This window comes from Leyella stercorea (genome assembly GCF_021531655.1).
This window is the reverse complement of sequence record NZ_JADYUF010000029.1, coordinates 19,543-39,521: the sequence shown is the minus strand read 5'-3', so window position 1 is coordinate 39,521 and position 19,979 is coordinate 19,543. Positions and strand designations below refer to the sequence as shown.

The 19,979-nt window shown below is 50.6% G+C and carries 14 protein-coding genes; 4 read left to right on the top strand and 10 right to left on the bottom strand.

What is annotated here, in order from left to right:
• The first annotated feature begins 83 nt into the window (after positions 1-83).
• Positions 84-2,561 carry a TonB-dependent receptor domain-containing protein gene (locus I6E49_RS09450; protein WP_235401938.1) on the top strand — a complete coding sequence of 826 codons (2,478 nt, stop codon included), beginning with the start codon at positions 84-86 and terminating at the stop codon, positions 2,559-2,561.
• Between the two features lie 439 nt (positions 2,562-3,000).
• Here I6E49_RS09450 and I6E49_RS09445 read toward each other — a convergent pair whose 3' ends face one another.
• The 10 genes from I6E49_RS09445 to I6E49_RS09400 all read right to left on the bottom strand — a co-directional run bounded on the left by I6E49_RS09445 (position 3,001) and on the right by I6E49_RS09400 (position 16,037).
• Positions 3,001-3,567, bottom strand: a complete 567-nt coding sequence (locus tag I6E49_RS09445; protein WP_235401940.1) for a hypothetical protein — start codon at positions 3,565-3,567, stop codon at positions 3,001-3,003.
• A gap of 144 nt (positions 3,568-3,711) precedes the next feature.
• On the bottom strand, positions 3,712-5,049 hold the full coding sequence (gene argH / locus I6E49_RS09440) for an argininosuccinate lyase (protein ID WP_235401942.1): 1,338 nt from the start codon (positions 5,047-5,049) through the stop codon (positions 3,712-3,714).
• Between the two features lie 166 nt (positions 5,050-5,215).
• Positions 5,216-5,668 carry an SRPBCC family protein gene (locus I6E49_RS09435; RefSeq protein WP_235393654.1) on the bottom strand — a complete coding sequence of 151 codons (453 nt, stop codon included), beginning with the start codon at positions 5,666-5,668 and terminating at the stop codon, positions 5,216-5,218.
• Positions 5,669-5,671: 3 nt separating this feature from the next.
• Positions 5,672-6,304: an orotate phosphoribosyltransferase gene (pyrE, locus tag I6E49_RS09430; protein WP_235393653.1), complete on the bottom strand. Its 633-nt coding sequence runs from the start codon at positions 6,302-6,304 to the stop codon at positions 5,672-5,674.
• Positions 6,305-6,403: 99 nt separating this feature from the next.
• Positions 6,404-7,042 (bottom strand): HAD family hydrolase, encoded by a 639-nt coding sequence (locus tag I6E49_RS09425; RefSeq protein WP_235401944.1) that lies wholly within the window; start codon positions 7,040-7,042, stop codon positions 6,404-6,406.
• Positions 7,043-7,147: 105 nt separating this feature from the next.
• Positions 7,148-8,827 carry a SusD/RagB family nutrient-binding outer membrane lipoprotein gene (locus I6E49_RS09420; RefSeq protein WP_235401945.1) on the bottom strand — a complete coding sequence of 560 codons (1,680 nt, stop codon included), beginning with the start codon at positions 8,825-8,827 and terminating at the stop codon, positions 7,148-7,150.
• A gap of 52 nt (positions 8,828-8,879) precedes the next feature.
• Positions 8,880-11,915, bottom strand: a complete 3,036-nt coding sequence (locus I6E49_RS09415; protein ID WP_235401947.1) for a SusC/RagA family TonB-linked outer membrane protein — start codon at positions 11,913-11,915, stop codon at positions 8,880-8,882.
• 456 nt (positions 11,916-12,371) lie between these two features.
• A complete protein-coding gene (locus I6E49_RS09410) occupies positions 12,372-13,391 on the bottom strand; it encodes a C1 family peptidase (protein ID WP_235401949.1) in 1,020 nt (339 codons plus the stop codon).
• Positions 13,392-13,430: 39 nt separating this feature from the next.
• A complete protein-coding gene (locus I6E49_RS09405; RefSeq protein WP_235401951.1) occupies positions 13,431-14,243 on the bottom strand; it encodes a DUF3108 domain-containing protein in 813 nt (270 codons plus the stop codon).
• Positions 14,244-14,285: 42 nt separating this feature from the next.
• Entirely contained in the window at positions 14,286-16,037 is a 1,752-nt protein-coding gene (locus tag I6E49_RS09400; protein ID WP_441006967.1) for an Ig-like domain-containing protein, read from the bottom strand.
• A 78-nt stretch (positions 16,038-16,115) separates the two neighbouring features.
• On the opposite strand from I6E49_RS09400, the gene I6E49_RS09395 reads away from it, so the two are divergent.
• From I6E49_RS09395 to I6E49_RS09385, 3 genes are read left to right on the top strand one after another with little or no spacing between them, the layout of a single operon-like run.
• Positions 16,116-18,020: an Ig-like domain-containing protein gene (locus I6E49_RS09395; RefSeq protein ID WP_235401952.1), complete on the top strand. Its 1,905-nt coding sequence runs from the start codon at positions 16,116-16,118 to the stop codon at positions 18,018-18,020.
• A 42-nt stretch (positions 18,021-18,062) separates the two neighbouring features.
• Positions 18,063-18,875: a DUF3108 domain-containing protein gene (locus I6E49_RS09390; protein WP_235401951.1), complete on the top strand. Its 813-nt coding sequence runs from the start codon at positions 18,063-18,065 to the stop codon at positions 18,873-18,875.
• 39 nt (positions 18,876-18,914) lie between these two features.
• On the top strand, positions 18,915-19,934 hold the full coding sequence (locus tag I6E49_RS09385) for a C1 family peptidase (RefSeq protein WP_235401949.1): 1,020 nt from the start codon (positions 18,915-18,917) through the stop codon (positions 19,932-19,934).
• The last annotated feature ends 45 nt before the right edge of the window (positions 19,935-19,979 follow it).

Here is a 19,979-nt window from a genome sequence, read left to right as displayed (position 1 = left end):
TCGGCAAGAAAACGCCTGTTTTTTATTAAAAACCTACATACCGGTTAAACATTCGTTACACTTAATCCGTCTTATACACATATATGAAACGTTTTATAATATTCTTCCTGCTCTGTCTGTGTGCATACACCGGATGGGCGCAAGGCATCGTGAAAGGCAAGATATTGGACCGACAGAAGTCTGAACCTCTCGGTTTTGTCAATATCAAAGTGACTGAACAAGGTAGCGACAAGTTCGTTGGCGGTGGCATTACTGATGCTGGCGGCAACTTCAACGTGTCGGGACTCAAGGACGGCAAGTACACGCTGACGCTTACTTTTATGGGCTATAAGGACGTGACACGTCAGTTTGAGATTACTCCCACTAAGCGTGATGTGCAATTCAAGTTACTGTATATGGCTGAAGATGCCAAGCAACTGAACGAAGTGACCGTGACAGGACAGCGCGCCACAATGAAACTGGAGGTTGACCGAAAGTCGTTTGATGTCGGTCAGCTCATCAGCAATGCCGGACAATCGGCTTCGGACGTGCTCGACAATGTACCTTCTATCGAGGTTGACAACGACGGCAATGTGTCGCTGCGTGGCAATTCAAGCGTAGAGGTTTGGATTAATGGCAAGGCATCGGGACTGACTTCGGACAACCGTGCACAGATTCTGCAGCAGCTGCCGGCTGAAAGCATCGACCGTGTAGAAGTGATTGACAATCCTTCGGCTAAATTCTCGGCTGAAGGTTCGGCTGGTATCATCAACATTGTGCTCAAGAAAGACCGCAAGGCTGGCTATTACGGCTCGGTGCAGGCTGGTGGCGACACTCGCGGCGGTGCCAACACAAGCTTCAACGTCAACTACAACAGCCGACTGATTGACTCTTACTTAAACATCGGCTACCGCCATCGTGCCAATACCGGACACATGGAGAGCCAGCAGACCAGCGATACGTACAACCAAACATACGACAGCGACAGCAAACAGCGTGGCAACAACTTCTTCACACGTGCCGGTGTGACGCTGCACGCTACGACAAAGGACGACTTCAGCCTCAGCGGCATGCTCATGCACGGAGGCGGAAACAGCCACAGCTATACACCTTATATATATACAGCAGTGGCAAACGGCCTGAACAACTATCAGCTCGACCGTATCAACCGCTCACGTACGGGTATGGACATGCGCTACGGCGAGTTCAACTACCGCCACTCATTCAACGACAAGCACTTTATTGACTTCACTGCCGACTTGAGCAGTTGGAAGATGAATGGCGACAACTGGTATCAAGACTCTACCGTAGTGGTGGGCATCGACGACGTTACGTACAGCTATCAGTATCGTCCGCAGTATATCAACAACCACCGCAAGGAGCTGAAACTCGAATACGAGAACCAGGTGACCAAGAACTTCAAGATAGAAGCTGGATATAACGGCAATTTCTCGCGCGAGAACACACCGCAGGAATCGTATATGGACAATACGTCGTTTGACGGAACTAACGCCTCTGAAGACAAACTGTTCTTCAACCGCTTCATCTACAAGCAGGATCTGCACGCCTTCTACACCACGCTCAGCTATAAGTTTGGTGCGCTTAGTCTGATGGGCGGACTGCGTGGCGAATACTGGCGTGTCAATACCGAGAGCTACACATGGGAACAGGAACACGACGCATCGCTACGCGAACAACCATTCAAGAAGGACTATTTCCAGCTGTTCCCGTCGGTATTCATGTCATGGCAGATGACCGAGACACAGCAGTTGCAGCTCAACTACACCCGTCGTCTGCGCCGTCCGTGGGGCGGTCAGCTCAACTCGTTCCGCGACACACGCGATGCTACAACGGTTTCGTTCGGTAACCCGTATCTGACACCGGAATTCAGCAATTCATTCTCGCTCAATTATCTTAAGCAATGGAACGACCACTCGCTTCTTGTCAGCGCCTACTATCGTCCTACTACAGACGTTATACAGCGCATAAGCTATAAGAACCAGGAAGACGGACTGTTCTACCAGACCTCTATGAACGTGGCAAAGAGTGTGTCGACGGGATTGGAAATGACGGTAAAGAACAAGTTGTGGCGCATCCTCGACCTCACAACGTCGGCAAATGCCTACTATTATCGTCTTAACGGATTCTCGTACGACATCGACGGACAGACCGTAACGGGCAATTCCGACCATAACTTCACTTGGAACGCCCGCATGACGGCATCGCTTATGCTGCCATACGACATCTCTATTCAGACCACCGGACGCTACACTGCACGTCAGGTAATCACGCAGGGCTATCGCAAAGCCAATTATAGCATTGACTTCGGTGCTCGCAAGAACTTCTTCAACAAGATGTTCACGCTGTCGGTCAACTGCCGCGACCTGCTTGACTCACGTCGCTTCGAGACCTTCACAAGCGGACCTAACTTCACACGCCACCAGATTAACCGACGTGGCGGACGACGTGTAAGCATGACGCTGACATGGAACTTCGGTAATATGAAACAGAAGAAACGCCCCAACAAGAACCAAGGTAGCGAAAATGATATGCCAATGGACTATAACGGAGGCGAAGAATAAAGGCACTGTTTGCAGTATGCAAATATCGTACAAGCAGTAAAAAACTGTTACAAATGAAAATTCAATTATAGAGAATTCAAGACGCGTTTTTATCAGTTTAGACGGCGCTTCTTATCATATTTTTAATCAAATAAGCCCCCGCTGCATTGCAAAGGCAGTCCTTTTAGTACACAACAGGACTACTTTTGCAATGCAACGGGGGCTTAATTGTAACCCTAAAGTTGCCCTTTGGGGGGCGAAAAGGATAACTATTGCATTGATAGAACTTGCACACTCACCACTCACATACGCCTAACGCATTGTGAATAAAGCACATAAGGCTGCACGCTCAAAACTCAAGAATTTCGGGCAAAACATTTCCTTGTGCGTTCAACTCGCAGTTTTGAGCGCTTAGAAATGCAAATATTGTCATAAAGAACACTCCCTATCAGTCCTCCCGCTAATTGATAATCGAGAGGATGCCGAGTGGTCCGCTACATGTGGCACGGTACTTTATGAGTTTCTTGCCATCAGAATTGACGCACAGACCGTTGTTATTGAGATTGTACTGACGCTTGCAACGGCTGCACGACACTATACCGTTCGACGTGAAGGCAAGCTTGTTGTTAAGCATATTGGTCTCGTCATAGCAGTTGGGACATTGCGAGTCGAAGACATAGAGAATGGCAGGCGACGAGAGATTGCCATAGCCCACAATGATACCGGTTTTGTTATATAAGCCGATGGCACGCGTACGACGCATGTCATCGGCATTTGCTTTCTGCTTGGTCGTAAGTCCTTCGTTGCTCTCAAAATAGAAGTATGTTACCGCTCCCTCCTGACCCTCGCTAATACGACAGAATACGCCCGGTGACAATGGGTTGAGCGCACTCTGCAACGTAGCATCCTGGTGCTGACTATTGTCGAACACGAAGTATGCATGAAGCGACGAGTAATCGAAGTCCGTATTCGAGCATGACGAAACAAGGAACATGACGAATAGAAGAAGTAAAGGGAAGCGGTTCATTGGGGGAGAGTTCTTTGAGTTGAGAGTTCTTTGAGTTGAGAGTTGAAAATTGAGAATTGAGAGTTATGATTACCTTTGAAGGTATACGTAATAAAAACGCATTAACAATAATGCATATCATAACTCTCAATTTTCAACTTTCAATTATGCAAGCAGCGCCTTTTCAGCCTCATCCACACGCTCGAAATGGAACTCGGCTAGCGTCTGGTCCATAAGTGCTGCAATACGGTCGTTGCACAGATTGCCCATTGAGCCTTCGTGAGTGTGATGAATGTTGTGGTCGGCATGGAAAGTGCCGTTCTCTATCTCTAGTCCTACCTGCTTGTAGGCATCACGGAACGGTGTTCCGGCGGCTGCAAGACGGTTGACCTCCTCTACCGAGAACATCGGGTCGTACATCGGATTGTCGAGTATGTGTTCGTTCACCTCGATGCGCTCAATGATGTAAGCAGCCATATCAAGGCAGTCCTTCAATTCGGCAAAGGCAGGAAGGAATACTTCCTTGATAATCTGCAGGTCGCGGAAATAGCCCGTAGGCAGATTGTTCATGATGAGCTGTATCTGTGTAGGCAGACTCTGCAGTTTGTTCGATTTGGCACGTATCAGCTCAAACACATCGGGATTCTTCTTGTGCGGCATGATTGACGAGCCGGTGGTGCATTCTTTGGGAAGTTTTACAAAGGCGAAGTTCTGGCTGTTGAACAGACATGCGTCGAATGCCAGCTTTGATACTGTACCAGCTACTGAAGCCAAGGCAAATGCCACGTTGCGCTCCATCTTGCCACGTCCCATCTGTGCGTACACCACATTATAGTCCATTGAGTCGAAGCCCAACAGACGTGTAGTCATCTCACGGTTCAATGGGAATGACGAGCCATATCCGGCAGCCGAACCAAGGGGATTGCGATTGGTGAGTCGATAGGCAGCCTGAAGGAAGAGCATGTCGTCGGCAAGCGACTCGGCATGAGCGCCAAACCACAGTCCGAACGAACTCGGCATGGCTATCTGCAAATGTGTATAGCCCGGCATAAGTACATTCTTATACTGCTCGCTCTTCTTCTGCAATTCGCGGAACAAAGCGTCAACTCTCTCTACTACCTCACGCAATTCGTGACGTGTGAAGAGCTTGAGGTCGACCAGCACCTGATCGTTGCGTGAACGACCTGAGTGAATCTTCTTGCCCATATCACCCAAACGGCGTGTAAGCATCAGTTCCACCTGCGAGTGAACGTCCTCAACGCCCTCCTCAATAACAAATTCGCCTCGCTCGCACTCAGCGTATATGTTTTTCAGTTCAGCCAGAAGCTGTACAAGCTCGTTCTTCTGCATGAGTCCTATCGACTCGAGCATAGTGATATGAGCCATTGAACCAAGCACGTCATACTTGGCGAGGTATATGTCAAGTTCGCGGTCACGTCCTACAGTGAAGCGCTCTATCTCCTCATTAACAGAGAAATTCTTTTCCCAAAGTTTGCTTGCCATAATAATTATAAAGGTTTAAAAGAAAGCCCTACCCCCGACCCCTCCCCCGCAGGGAGGGGAGTAATATGTTCGATTAGCTTAAGCAGGCAACGGCGAGGACGCCATAGCCTCCTATGCATACCACTCCCCTCCCTACGGGGGAGGGGCCGGGGGTAGGGCCTATATATTAGTTATACTGAATCATCTGAAGCACGTCGGCAATCTTCTCGATGCCTTCCTGCAGGGGCTTCTTCACCATCTGCTTGATGAACATATTGAGTTCGGCCTTGATGGTGAGTTTCATCTTGCATGAAGTAGAAGTAACGGGCAGGAGCTGAATCCAGAAATTGAACGGGATAGGGCTCTGCTCGGTCTCAAACTTGATGCACTTGGGTTCTTCGCGATTTACCACACGCAACTTGATGCTGCCCACTGGCGGCACATTTACCGACAAAGAATCCTGGTCGAATTCCAGATCCTTGATTTTCTCTGCCTGCTTGCGAGCCTCCTCAGGCATGTTGTCCTTCATCAGCTCATAGCGTTCCTTAAGCTTCTGCAGATTGTTAAGGTCGCTTAGCTTGTCGTAAACGTTCTGCTGTGGGAATGGTATCTGTCGTATGGAACTTTCGAATGTTGTCATAATTTACTTCTTCCAGTTAGCGGGATCCTTGCGCCACTCAGCGAGCACCTCAAGGTCTTCCTTCTTAATATATCCTGTCTCTGCTGCGATAGCTGTGGTGTGCTCATAGTCAGAGAGTGTGATGAGGCGCACGTTAGCAGCCTTGAAAGCCTCTTCGGCTACGGGGAAACCGTATGTGTAGCTTGCCACCATACCAACTACCTCGAAGCCAGCCTTACGCAGAGCGTCAACAGCCTTGAGCGAAGAACCGCCTGTAGAGATAAGGTCCTCTACTACGACTACCTTTGCACCCTCAGGGATAGTACCCTCAATCTGGTTGCCCATACCGTGATCCTTCGGCTTCGGACGAACGTAGCAGTAAGGCAGCAACAGCTCGTCGGCTACAAGCGCACCCTGTGCGATGGCACCTGTAGCAACACCTGCAACGGCATTTGCCTCTGGGAACTCCTCGTGGATGAGGTGTACCAACTCCTGCTTAACAAACGAGCGCAACTCGGGATAAGCCAGAGTCTTGCGGTTGTCGGTATAGATTGGCGACTTCCAACCAGATGCCCATGTGAACGGGTCGTTGGGTTGCAGCTTTATAGCCTTTACTTCAAGAAGTTTTGATGCGAATAGCTTTTTAAGTGTACTCATAATTATATATGTTTTTTAGTTTTTATCTTACTTTGCAAAGTTAGTGCAAAAATCCGAGTAAGCGAGACAAAAGGACAATTATTTTCCCTACACTTTCTCTTATATCCTTGATATATCAGCGAAATCGTCGACAACGCTGTCTGCCCCTGCCTCAACAAGACTTTGGCGCGAACCGTTGCCGTAGGTAACGCCGATGGTGGCGCAGCCGGCATTGCGACCCATGAGAATGTCGAAATGGGTGTCGCCAACTACAAAAGCATCGTCGGCTGTCAATCCAAAATGATTCAATGTCTTCGAGACGGGTTCGGGATGCGGTTTGGCGTGACTCACATCTTCATAGCCGATGATGAACGTCACTATATCGTCAAGAGCGAAAGAACTGAGGAAGTCGGCAGCCGACTGATGGCTGCGACTGGTGGCAATAGTAAGAATCATTCCACGCGAATGCAGCAGTCGCAACGTTTCGTCAACATGCGGAAACATTGGCACACCTATCTGTGCATTCACGTCGTGGAATATGCGCCGGTAGGTGGCTGTACACTCAGCCGCCATACGCTCGTCCATCGGTTCGAGCACGGGGAAAGCCTCCATCAGAGGCAATCCGATGGTTGCCGCAATCTCGTCGTCGGTGTGCTGAGGCAGGTGCATGGCGTCGAGAGTACGGTGGAATGTGTTGAGTATTACGGGGCGTGTATCGGCTATGGTGCCGTCGAAATCGAGTATTGCTATTTTCTTCATAATGCAGACGTTGTGGTTTTAACGTCACTGCAAAGGTAACAAAAAAATGCCGAAAAAAGGGGCACACCCCGAAAGGTATGCCCCTTAAATTATCAGCTATAGGTTTTAGAAATTTCCCTTGTTGGCGTTGTCCCACCAAACGTGAGTACCGCCCTTGTCGCCAGAGATGCCATTCTTGCTGGTGTTCTCCTTGTCGAGGAGTTCCAGACCGCCCTTGATGCCTTCAGCATTGGTGTCGTAAGCATTGCTGCTGTAGATTACACGGCGAACGCCTTCCTCTGTATTGACAGCACCGTTGCTCTTGTTGACCAGTGCCACGAAGAACTTCGGGTAGCCAGTACGACGCTGCTCAGCCCAACCTTCGTTAGAGAGCGGGAAGAGAGCGATGTACTTCTGTGTCTGTATGCGTGCGAGCTGGTCTTCCTTGCTTGCAGCGTCGTCCCACTTCACACCGAGATGGTTGACAGCCTTGCAGTTGTTGGCAGAGTTGCCCGGGTCTACATAGTCAGCCTGTCCGGTTGTACCGTTGATGTAAGCGTCGATGTCGGCGTCGCTGATGTTCTCGATGCCAGCGAACGAACCCTTATAAGCAAGCTCGTTCTTGATAGAGAGGCGGATGCCCTTCTCGTAGAGGCTTTTTACGCTTTCAGAGCCGATGCCCCAACGCAACTTGGCTTCAGCGAGGAGGAAGTAAGCCTCGGCAGCCTTGAAGATAGGCAGCGGAGTGTTGTAAGCGCCAACCCACTGCGACATCTTGTAGCCGTATGAGCCGTCAGAACCCTTCTGTGCCATGCCGCTTGCGTAGCGGATGCCGCAGTAAACGGATCCCTTAGGAGTGGTGACGCCCTTCTCGTTGGTGATGTCGTCAGCATTCTTTGTCATGTAGAGAGGCAGACGCGGGTCGTTCATGCCCACCATGAGCGTTACGAGGTTAGCGTTCATGCCGCAGTCCTGCCAGTCGAACATACGCTTCAGCTCATTGCTCTGGTCCTTAACCACGATGTCCTTGCCCGAAACGGCGAGGGTGTTGGCAGCGGCAGCTGTAGCAATCGCCTTGAGGTCGTAGCCGTCGGCAGCCATCTCGCTCTCACGCTTTGACAAGCGGAGAGCGATGCGCAGCTTCATTGTGTTGGCTATCTGAACCCACACGGCAGGGTCGCCCCCACCCCAAGTGTCGTATGTTGCAAGTGAAGTTTTCTCTACATTGTCCATCTTCTGCAATCCGGCAATCGCCTTGTCAAGGTCGTCGAGCATATACTCGTAGAGCTTCTGCTGGCTGTCGAAACGATAGCTCGACTCGCTCTCGGCGTTGATGATTGACGAGTAGGCAAGCGGTCCGTAGGCGTCGGTTGCCTGCATAGTGCCTACAGCCTGCACGATGCGCATTGTGCCAGCCAGTCCTTCAAGATTCTGCTTGTCGAGGCTGGCGATGTTGCGGCGCGTATTGTTGAAGATGTGCAGATAGTAGTTCTCGTACATACCGCCACTGTGTCCGCGGTTCTCGCCCATATCGCAGTTGGTGAAGTTGCCGTGAGGAGTCTGGAAGTAGCCACCATAGAGGTCGATGGTAAGGTTGGTCCAGAACTGGAACATATTCTGATGAGGCGGATAGCAATAGTTCATTGGCTCGGCACACTGTGCTGAGAATGGCAATATATCAGGATCCACCTGCGTCTTGTTTGTATTCAGATCTTCGAAATCGCCTGTGCATGAGCTTAACATTCCGCCACCCATCACAGCCAGTGCCAGCATTGATGACACCGCGAATATATTTTTCTTTTTCATAATTCCTTAGGTTTTAAACGGTTGTAAAAATAGTATTTTACTCGCTCAATGATTAGAAGTTCAGCTTCAAGTTCAGACCTAAGCTTCTTGAAGAAGGAAGGTTGAAGATGTCAACACCCTGCACACCGTTGCCGGTACCCATAGATACGTCGGGATCGCAAGGAGCATCCTTGTAGAAGAAGAAGAGGTTGCGTGCTATAAGCGCTGCTGTGAGGTTCTTGCCGTTGCCGAAGAGGTTGCGGAAGGTGTAGCCGAGACTCAGCTCACGCATACGGACGTTGGTGCCCTTGTAAACGTAGAACTCGTTGGCATACGGACTGTTGAAGTTGGAAGCGCCAACTGTTGTGTACCATGCCTGCGGGTCGAACTCAACACCGTCAACCACTACCTTGCCTGCGTTGCGTGCATCGGCAGAGCGCTGTGAAACGCCCCAACCGTCGAGAGCAGCCTCAGTAGCTGAGAGCACTCTGCCACCGAACTTACCGTCGATGAGGAACGACAGCGTGAAGTCCTTATAATGGAATGTATTGCTCCAACCGAAGTTGACCTTGGCGTTCATGTTGCCTGCATACTTCATCTCGTCGATGTTGTCGCCCATAAGTATAGGTTCGCCCTTGTCGTTCTTGACTGGCTTGCCAGCCTCGTCGCGCTTGATCTGACGAACGTAGAGGTCGCCGTACGAGCCACCCTCGTTGAGCACAACCTTGGCACCTGACCATGAGGCAACAGTAAGACCGTTCTCCAATCCCTCTACGAGCTCCTTAATCTTGTTGTCGTTGTAAGAGATGTTGAAGTTGGTAGACCATGCAAAGTCGTCGTTGAACTGCTGATGCCAGCCAGCTGAGAACTCGAATCCCTGGTTCTGTACGTTACCGGCATTGACGTAACGGTTGCGCAGACCGCTCTCGTAAGGAGCCGATACTGAGAAGAACTGGTTCTTGGTGTTGGTCTTATAGTATGTGAAAGAGAGGTCGAGGCGGTTGTTGAAGAATGTACCGTCGAAACCGAATTCGAGAGAGTGGGTCTTCTCAGGCTTCAATGTGCGGAACGGAGCCTTGTCGGGAGCCGTCACTGCGCCAGCAGAGCCGAGAGTGTAGCGAAGGTTAGACATGTAGATAGGCACGTCGTTACCTACGATAGAATAGCTGCCACGGAGCTTGAAGAGGTTCACCTGCTCGCCCATAGGCATGAGCTTGTTGAGCAGCACGCTGGCGCCTACTGACGGATAGAAGAATGAGCAGCCGTCGGTGAATGCGAGAGCCGACGACCAGTCGTTACGTGCTGAGAGGTCGAGGAACACTGCCTCCTTGAAGCCTACCTGAGCTGTTGCGAATACAGCGTTGAGGCGCTTCTCTGTGTTCAATGCGTCGGTAGTAGACATATTGCCATAGTAGTTGTTCGGAGTGAAGATGTTAGGATAGTAGATGTTGCCGTCACCCGGACCTTTATACTTGTTGCCTTCGCCCCAGAGGTCTACGTGAGAAGTCTTGGTCTTTGTGAAGCTTGAGCCTGCTGTAGCTGTGAGTGCCCAGTCGCCCCATGTGTGGTTGTAGTTGACGAGAACGTCGCCATAGAGCTGGTCGCTGAAGTAGCGGTTGTCCTTCATGCGTCCCATCGGATAGAGGTCGCCTACAGACGAAGCGTAAGCGTTGTGTATGAAGTGGTCCTCGCCACGCTCGTAGCGAATACGTCCCTGAATGTTGATGTCGGGAGTGATGTCCCACTTGATAGAGCCACCAAACTCGTAGCGGTTGCGCTCAGAGATAGGTGTCTGACGGTTGAGCATCCAATATGGGTTGCCAAACTGCTGCTGCTTGGTATTGGTCCAGTTCTGGATGTTGCATCCACGCTCAGCGTCGTAAATCTCGAAGTTGTCCTTATAGTAGTTCCAGTCGGTGCCACGCGGTACGAGGTAAGCGCCTGTGAGCGGGTTCCACAGATAGCCGGCAGCAGCCTGGTTCTTAGAGTACTGGTTGCTGTACTTGGCAGAGAAGTCGACATGTATGGTTTCGAGCACCTTGAAGTCAACCTTCGAGTTGAGGTTGTGGCTGCGGTATGTATTCTCGGGAGTCATGCCCTGAGAGTAGACGTTGCCGTAAGAGAAATATGACTTGAAGTTGTCGTTGCCACCTGCAAGCGAGATAGAGTTGTTGGTGGTGAATCCTGTGCGGAAGAATTCCTCAGCATAGTTCTTCGAAGCGGCTGAGAGCTTGTCGCCCCATGACAATGTGCCGTCAGCACCGCCGCCATAAGTGGTCTGGAACTCAGGCAATACCATCGGGGCCTCCATTGTGGTGTTGCTTGATACGTTGACGCTCACCTTGCCAGCCATAGCCGACTTGGTGGTAATCATGATGGCACCGTTGGCAGCCACTGCACCGTAAAGAGCAGAAGCGGCAGCACCCTTCAGAAGGGTGATAGAAGCGATGTCGTCAGGGTTGATGGTCGACATAACGTCGCCACCGTCGCGCTCGCCACCGTAGTCGCTTGCCACCTGTGAAGAAGTGGTATTGGTCATTGTCGGCACACCGTCGACAACGATAAGCGGCTGGTTGCTACCCGAGATTGACTTGTTGCCACGGAACAGAATCTTTGAAGAGCCGCCTGCACCGGTAGAGTTAGGCGTAATCTGCAGACCAGCACTCTTGCCCTGAAGAGAGTTGATCATATTGATTGACTTGATGTCGTTGACATCCTTGCCGCCTACGGTCTGTGCCGAGTAGGTAAGGGTCTCCGACTGTCGCTTGATACCCATGGCAGTAACTACTACTTCGCCAAGGCTCTCAGCGTTAGGAACAAGAAGCACATTGATGATTTTGCGATTGCCTACACTCTCCTCAGCATCCTTCATACCGACATATTTGAACACCAATATATCGTTAGGAGCGGTTTGGATGGTGTAGTTGCCGTTCAGGTCAGTCATGGTTGCATTCTTCGTGCCTTTGACAGACACGCTTACTCCAACAAGGGGGTCGCCCATTTCTTTGTCTTTAACGAGACCAGAAACTGTATGCGTCTGTGCATACGCCCCTGTCATTAACATTCCTATCAGGAACATTACGACTGTAAGAAAAAGTTTTTTCTGCATAGTCTTAAGGGTTTGGTTAGTTATTTAGTTTGTGATAAGATGGTCTTAAAGCAATATCATTAATCTATCCGAAGATAGCCAGCATTTCAGCACATTAATCAATTCTATATTGATAATATGCAAGTAGTTCGTATTATTTTGGGCAAATATACAATTTTTATGAACACGTTGTTTCTAAAAACTGTGAAATAAAAGTTAAAAAGGCTGATAAATCTACGGCAAAGACCTTTTGTCGGCTAACAAAACCATTCAAATGGAATGGTCTTGTTTTTGTAACCATGCAGCATTGGTGTCTCGTCAAGATTGGGATACTAATGTCCGGATAGCAATATAAAGTTCCGTTCCGTGTCACTGAATGTACGTTCCGTGTCATTGAACGGCCATTCCGTGTCACGGAACGTACATTCAGTGACACGGAACGGAGATTTTAAGGGCGTGGAGAAATAATGGAATCGATTAATGCACGTTCTTGACAACAACTGCTACGGTCTTCATACGCACATAGTTTTCGGACAGATACATCAGTCCGCCGTATGGATTGTCGGTGCCATACGAGTTCTTGGCTATGTAGTAGCGGCGGCCTTTGTTGTCGTGAGCAATGCCGATGAGGCACATGCAATGGTCGTCAGTAGTGCGTCGTGTCTCGAAAGCCTTCTGTCGTTGCAGCTGTGTGCAGGGAATATCGTTGGGCAGTTCGGCTATGCCACGCTCAAAGGAGAATCCAGGTTCGGACACATCACCCTCCCAACATACAGGATGTCCAGAACGCAGCGACCTCTCTATGCGCCGCATCATCACATCGATAGGCACATTGTAGAAGAGTTCGTCGCTATAGTTGTCGGGCACTTCGATGGCGAATGTCTGGTCGAAGGGATGATGTGTAAAGCTTGTCAGGGCTGTATATTCGCCGAGCATATACACGCTATGTGCAAACTGTTGCGGGGTATATTCGGCTCCGAGCATATACACATTCTTAGGCATGTAGCCTATACGTTCGTCGAAGAGTCGCTGTGCGCGGTCAGACAGCTGGCTCAAGTCGTGAGAGGTTTCTGACATAGTCTGCAAGCGTCGTGCCAGAACCTTGTAGTTGAGCGACGGCGCATTGTAGGCGTCGTACGGCATCACGCCATACTCGCTTATCAGCCTCAGCAATAACGGAGCTGTGCCACGCAGCGTGATGCGACCGTATCCGCTTGAGAGGAAATGCTGCCGCGCCTGTTCGGCAAGGAGATGACGCACCACATAGTCTACCGACAGATTGACCGAGTCGCCCATCTGTATGTGTTCGGTCTCAATTGTGGCAAGCATAGCGTAAGCCCAACACAGCGGACTACTGCCCTGATGCTTCACGGGTGTGTATCCGAGCAATGTCTCGTTGGTAAATTTTCGCTTATTGCCGGCATCCGTGTTTCTACCTATATTGAAATCAGTACATGATGCGAGCAAGCAGGCTGCTATTATTATAAGAAATCTCATTTGTCGGACGTATTAATGTGTTGGATGTATGGCGCAGTATTACTTCACAGCTGACCTCATAGGTGTCTTAACACCTTTGGCACCTACGAGGAAAGCCTTTGCCGAGCCAAACTTGAGGAACATATCCAGACGTACGGGCACGTGGTTGGCATCATCGGTTACGAAGAATCGCACGATTTCCTTCTCCTTGTTGTCCTCACGCTCTTTGTATGAGAGTTGCAGACAGCGGTACTTGTGTCCGTTGTCGGCCTTGATAGTAGTCTTGCCTTTATATTCGAGCACGGCATTTATTATCTTCACTCCGTCGGTTATGGGGAAGTTGATGCGCTTGCCCTTCTCCCATCCCTCGGGATTGAACGAGCGTGCTCTGAGGAAGATGCTTATCATGTCGAATGTGCAAGCATCAGGAGTGTGGTTCTTCCACACGTGTGTGCCGTCCTTCTTCTGACGATGCTGCTTCACGTGTACTCTGCCGTTGGGATAAGTGTAGAAAGCCTCGTCTACGGTATAGCGGTCGCCCTCACGTGCTCCCTTACGGAAGTAGAGCGGTTCAAGCTCTGTAGTGTTATAACAGAGCAACGTGTCGCGCATGCTGAAGAACTTGTCGGCATTTGCCGACGTGCGTGTGATGAGCGAAGCACGATAGGCAGGCTTGCCATGATACTTGCTTTCTACGGTCGACATTGACGCGTTGCCCACCTTCACCCACACAAACTTCCAGTTGAAGTAGAGGTTGTATGTGAGGAACTCGCCCGACTTGAAAGCCGTATTCTTGAACTTGCACTGTGCCTGAACTGAGCATACGCCGACGATGAACAGTGCTATGTCTAGTATAAGTTTTCTTGTTTTCATATTATCATATTGTTTATAGGTTCTACACAAATCTCCAAGCGCTTAGAAGGGGTAAGGTATTCCCATCTGTCTTGCTCTCTGCAGATTGCGCTGTTGCAGTTTTTTCTGTTGTTCGGCTTTCTGCTTTACTATCTTCGACGGTTTCTGCTCGTTGAGCGGTCGTAGTGTCGGGTTCCAGTTGAGCGTGACGTCCCATTTTGCCTTGCATTCTATCTCGTCGGTATAGTAATATACCATTTCGGGTTGTCGGTTGGCGGCATACTCACCTGTGTCCCAGATGCCGTTGTTGTTGTCGTCGACAAACATGCGGGCATAGTAAGTGCCTGGTGTGACGTAGTAGAACTGTGCCGTGCCGTCAATTACCGAGGCTTTCTTCACAGCCGCATCCTGCTGGTTGAGCAGTTCAACGACAACGCTCTTGTCGGTGAATTGCGGAATGGTGAAGATTATCGAGCTGTACTCGTCGAGCGATTTCACCTTCACGCCTTCCTTTATTGCCGGCGACACGTTACCGTATATGTCTACGAAAGCCATTGAGTCGGCCTCTATACTATACTCGGTGTCGGGTTTCCATTCTGCCATCAGCTCATAGTTGAGCAGCGACGTCACTCCCTCGGCATTGAGGGTGTCGCCCTTTATCTTCTGCACAACGGGTCGGAAACGCAGCGGTATGGTATACCACAGGGTGTCCTGTCGTGCATATAGATGTATCTTTGACGTGTCGGCCACAGCTAACGGACGTTCGAATGCGAAGCCCACATTACGGTCGGGGTCGAGCGACGAGCCTGACGAGATGCGTGGTGTGAGCAGTTTGCGTGGCATTATCGAGTCGTAAGGCTCGCCGCGCTTGCGTTTCTTCTCCTGCTGCTTCTGCCAGCTTTCAAATTCCTTGCGCAAGTCTTTCTGCCGGCGTTCGTAAGGCAGCTTTGAGAGTACGGTAAGCGTATCGGTCTGGCTTACGAGGTTGCCCAGTGTATCGGTGGCCATATATGTCATCTGCAGGCTTAACGTGTCCTGATTGACAAGCATAGTGTCGCGCAGCCAATAGGTTATGGTGTCGCGATGTAGCGATGTCTGCACGAGGAATGCATTGTCGGCATTGAAGTTGAGCCCCTTTATCACCGGCAACTGCTTGTCGCCGTAGCTGAAGAATATGCTGAAACGGTCGGGTTGCTGTCGCTCCGCCTTCAGAAAATAGCGGTCGGTGAGCGTTTCGGTAAACGCTCGCAGAACGATATCGTCGGGTGTGAATCGTGTGTATCCCACACGTGCTATGTCTTTGATATGCAGCGAGTCAATCCAAGTGGTGTCCTGACGGAATGCATCACAGAACGAAGGTTTAATGCTGTCGTGCGTGAAGGCTATCTGTTCGGCCTTCTGCGAGAAGCGGTAGTCGCCGTCCTGGTCTTGCAGGGCGTAGATGCGATAGTTACCCGGTGCCACACCACGTATTATGAAGTGTCCGCGCGAGTCGGCACGGGCCACGCGCAGCATAGGTTTCTTTATGAAGCACGAGTCTTCCATCTCGCCATACAGTCCTACGAGTATTCCCTTTACGGGTTCGAGATTGTCTGCCTGCACCACGTGTCCCGACACTTCGAGCGTGTCTATGTGGTCGCCGGTAGAGAAGCTGTAGGTGTAATTGCCCAAGGGATTGCCCTCGTTGTTGTCGCTGATGGCATCGGAGAAGTCGATGGTGTAGGTGGTGTTGGCTTTCAGCGAGTCCTTCAGCTCCACCTTTATTTGCTTGCCGGTCGACTTTATCTCGGGCTGCTCCAATTGCGGTGGCGACACTACAACCTTCTCGGTGGCGTTGTCGAGCTTGATGAACTCGTCGAAGTAGATGTGTACCTTCTTGCCTCATGTGCCCGTATGGGTCGTCCCGACGGTGGATGGTATGACGAGACACCGCCAAGTGTGGTGGGTGCATCGCCTGCCGACGGCGGTGTGAACGTATCGGCAAAGAAGGTACACATCTACTTCGACGAGTTCATCAAGCTCGACAACGCCACCGAGAAGGTTGTAGTGTCGCCACCGCAATTGGAGCAGCCCGAGATAAAGTCGACCGGCAAGCAAATAAAGGTGGAGCTGAAGGACTCGCTGAAAGCCAACACCACCTACACCATCGACTTCTCCGATGCCATCAGCGACAACAACGAGGGCAATCCCTTGGGCAATTACACCTACAGCTTCTCTACCGGCGACCACATAGACACGCTCGAAGTGTCGGGACACGTGGTGCAGGCAGACAATCTCGAACCCGTAAAGGGAATACTCGTAGGACTGTATGGCGAGATGGAAGACTCGTGCTTCATAAAGAAACCTATGCTGCGCGTGGCCCGTGCCGACTCGCGCGGACACTTCATAATACGTGGTGTGGCACCGGGTAACTATCGCATCTACGCCCTGCAAGACCAGGACGGCGACTACCGCTTCTCGCAGAAGGCCGAACAGATAGCCTTCACGCACGACAGCATTAAACCTTCGTTCTGTGATGCATTCCGTCAGGACACCACTTGGATTGACTCGCTGCATATCAAAGACATAGCACGTGTGGGATACACACGATTCACACCCGACGATATCGTTCTGCGAGCGTTTACCGAAACGCTCACCGACCGCTATTTTCTGAAGGCGGAGCGACAGCAACCCGACCGTTTCAGCATATTCTTCAGCTACGGCGACAAGCAGTTGCCGGTGATAAAGGGGCTCAACTTCAATGCCGACAATGCATTCCTCGTGCAGACATCGCTACATCGCGACACCATAACCTATTGGCTGCGCGACACTATGCTTGTCAATCAGGACACGTTAAGCCTGCAGATGACATATATGGCCACCGATACACTGGGCAACCTCGTAAGCCAGACCGATACGCTTACCGTACTCTCAAAGCTGCCTTACGAACGCCGGCAGAAAGACTTGCGCAAGGAATTTGAAAGCTGGCAGAAGCAGCAGGAGAAGAAACGCAAGCGCGGCGAGCCTTACGACTCGATAATGCCACGCAAACTGCTCACACCACGCATCTCGTCAGGCTCGTCGCTCGACCCCGACCGTAATGTGGGCTTCGCATTCGAACGTCCGTTAGCTGTGGCCGACACGTCAAAGATACATCTATATGCACGACAGGACACCCTGTGGTATACCATACCGCTGCGTTTCCGACCCGTTGTGCAGAAGATAAAGGGCGACACCCTCAATGCCGAGGGAGTGACGTCGCTGCTCAACTATGAGCTGATGGCAGAATGGAAACCCGACACCGAGTATAGTATAGAGGCCGACTCAATGGCTTTCGTAGACATATACGGTAACGTGTCGCCGGCAATAAAGGAAGGCGTGAAGGTGAAATCGCTCGACGAGTACAGCTCGATAATCTTCACCATTCCGCAATTCACCGACAAGAGCGTTGTCGTTGAACTGCTCAACCAGCAGGATGCGGCTGTGAAGAAAGCCTCGGTAATTGACGGCACGGCACAGTTCTACTACGTCACACCAGGCACTTACTATGCCCGCATGTTTGTCGACGACAACAACAACGGCATCTGGGACACAGGTGAGTATGCCGCCAACCGACAACCCGAAATGGTATATTACTATACCGACGAGATAGAATGCAAGGCAAAATGGGACGTCACGCTCAACTGGAACCCGACACTACGACCGCTCAACGAGCAGAAACCGTCGAAGATAGTAAAGCAGAAAGCCGAACAACAGAAAAAACTGCAACAGCGCAATCTGCAGAGAGCAAGACAGATGGGAATACCTTACCCCTTCTAAGCGCTTGGAGATTTGTGTAGAACCTATAAACAATATGATAATATGAAAACAAGAAAACTTATACTAGACATAGCACTGTTCATCGTCGGCGTATGCTCAGTTCAGGCACAGTGCAAGTTCAAGAATACGGCTTTCAAGTCGGGCGAGTTCCTCACATACAACCTCTACTTCAACTGGAAGTTTGTGTGGGTGAAGGTGGGCAACGCGTCAATGTCGACCGTAGAAAGCAAGTATCATGGCAAGCCTGCCTATCGTGCTTCGCTCATCACACGCACGTCGGCAAATGCCGACAAGTTCTTCAGCATGCGCGACACGTTGCTCTGTTATAACACTACAGAGCTTGAACCGCTCTACTTCCGTAAGGGAGCACGTGAGGGCGACCGCTATACCGTAGACGAGGCTTTCTACACTTATCCCAACGGCAGAGTACACGTGAAGCAGCATCGTCAGAAGAAGGACGGCACACACGTGTGGAAGAACCACACTCCTGATGCTTGCACATTCGACATGATAAGCATCTTCCTCAGAGCACGCTCGTTCAATCCCGAGGGATGGGAGAAGGGCAAGCGCATCAACTTCCCCATAACCGACGGAGTGAAGATAATAAATGCCGTGCTCGAATATAAAGGCAAGACTACTATCAAGGCCGACAACGGACACAAGTACCGCTGTCTGCAACTCTCATACAAAGAGCGTGAGGACAACAAGGAGAAGGAAATCGTGCGATTCTTCGTAACCGATGATGCCAACCACGTGCCCGTACGTCTGGATATGTTCCTCAAGTTTGGCTCGGCAAAGGCTTTCCTCGTAGGTGCCAAAGGTGTTAAGACACCTATGAGGTCAGCTGTGAAGTAATACTGCGCCATACATCCAACACATTAATACGTCCGACAAATGAGATTTCTTATAATAATAGCAGCCTGCTTGCTCGCATCATGTACTGATTTCAATATAGGTAGAAACACGGATGCCGGCAATAAGCGAAAATTTACCAACGAGACATTGCTCGGATACACACCCGTGAAGCATCAGGGCAGTAGTCCGCTGTGTTGGGCTTACGCTATGCTTGCCACAATTGAGACCGAACACATACAGATGGGCGACTCGGTCAATCTGTCGGTAGACTATGTGGTGCGTCATCTCCTTGCCGAACAGGCGCGGCAGCATTTCCTCTCAAGCGGATACGGTCGCATCACGCTGCGTGGCACAGCTCCGTTATTGCTGAGGCTGATAAGCGAGTATGGCGTGATGCCGTACGACGCCTACAATGCGCCGTCGCTCAACTACAAGGTTCTGGCACGACGCTTGCAGACTATGTCAGAAACCTCTCACGACTTGAGCCAGCTGTCTGACCGCGCACAGCGACTCTTCGACGAACGTATAGGCTACATGCCTAAGAATGTGTATATGCTCGGAGCCGAATATACCCCGCAACAGTTTGCACATAGCGTGTATATGCTCGGCGAATATACAGCCCTGACAAGCTTTACACATCATCCCTTCGACCAGACATTCGCCATCGAAGTGCCCGACAACTATAGCGACGAACTCTTCTACAATGTGCCTATCGATGTGATGATGCGGCGCATAGAGAGGTCGCTGCGTTCTGGACATCCTGTATGTTGGGAGGGTGATGTGTCCGAACCTGGATTCTCCTTTGAGCGTGGCATAGCCGAACTGCCCAACGATATTCCCTGCACACAGCTGCAACGACAGAAGGCTTTCGAGACACGACGCACTACTGACGACCATTGCATGTGCCTCATCGGCATTGCTCACGACAACAAAGGCCGCCGCTACTACATAGCCAAGAACTCGTATGGCACCGACAATCCATACGGCGGACTGATGTATCTGTCCGAAAACTATGTGCGTATGAAGACCGTAGCAGTTGTTGTCAAGAACGTGCATTAATCGATTCCATTATTTCTCCACGCCCTTAAAATCTCCGTTCCGTGT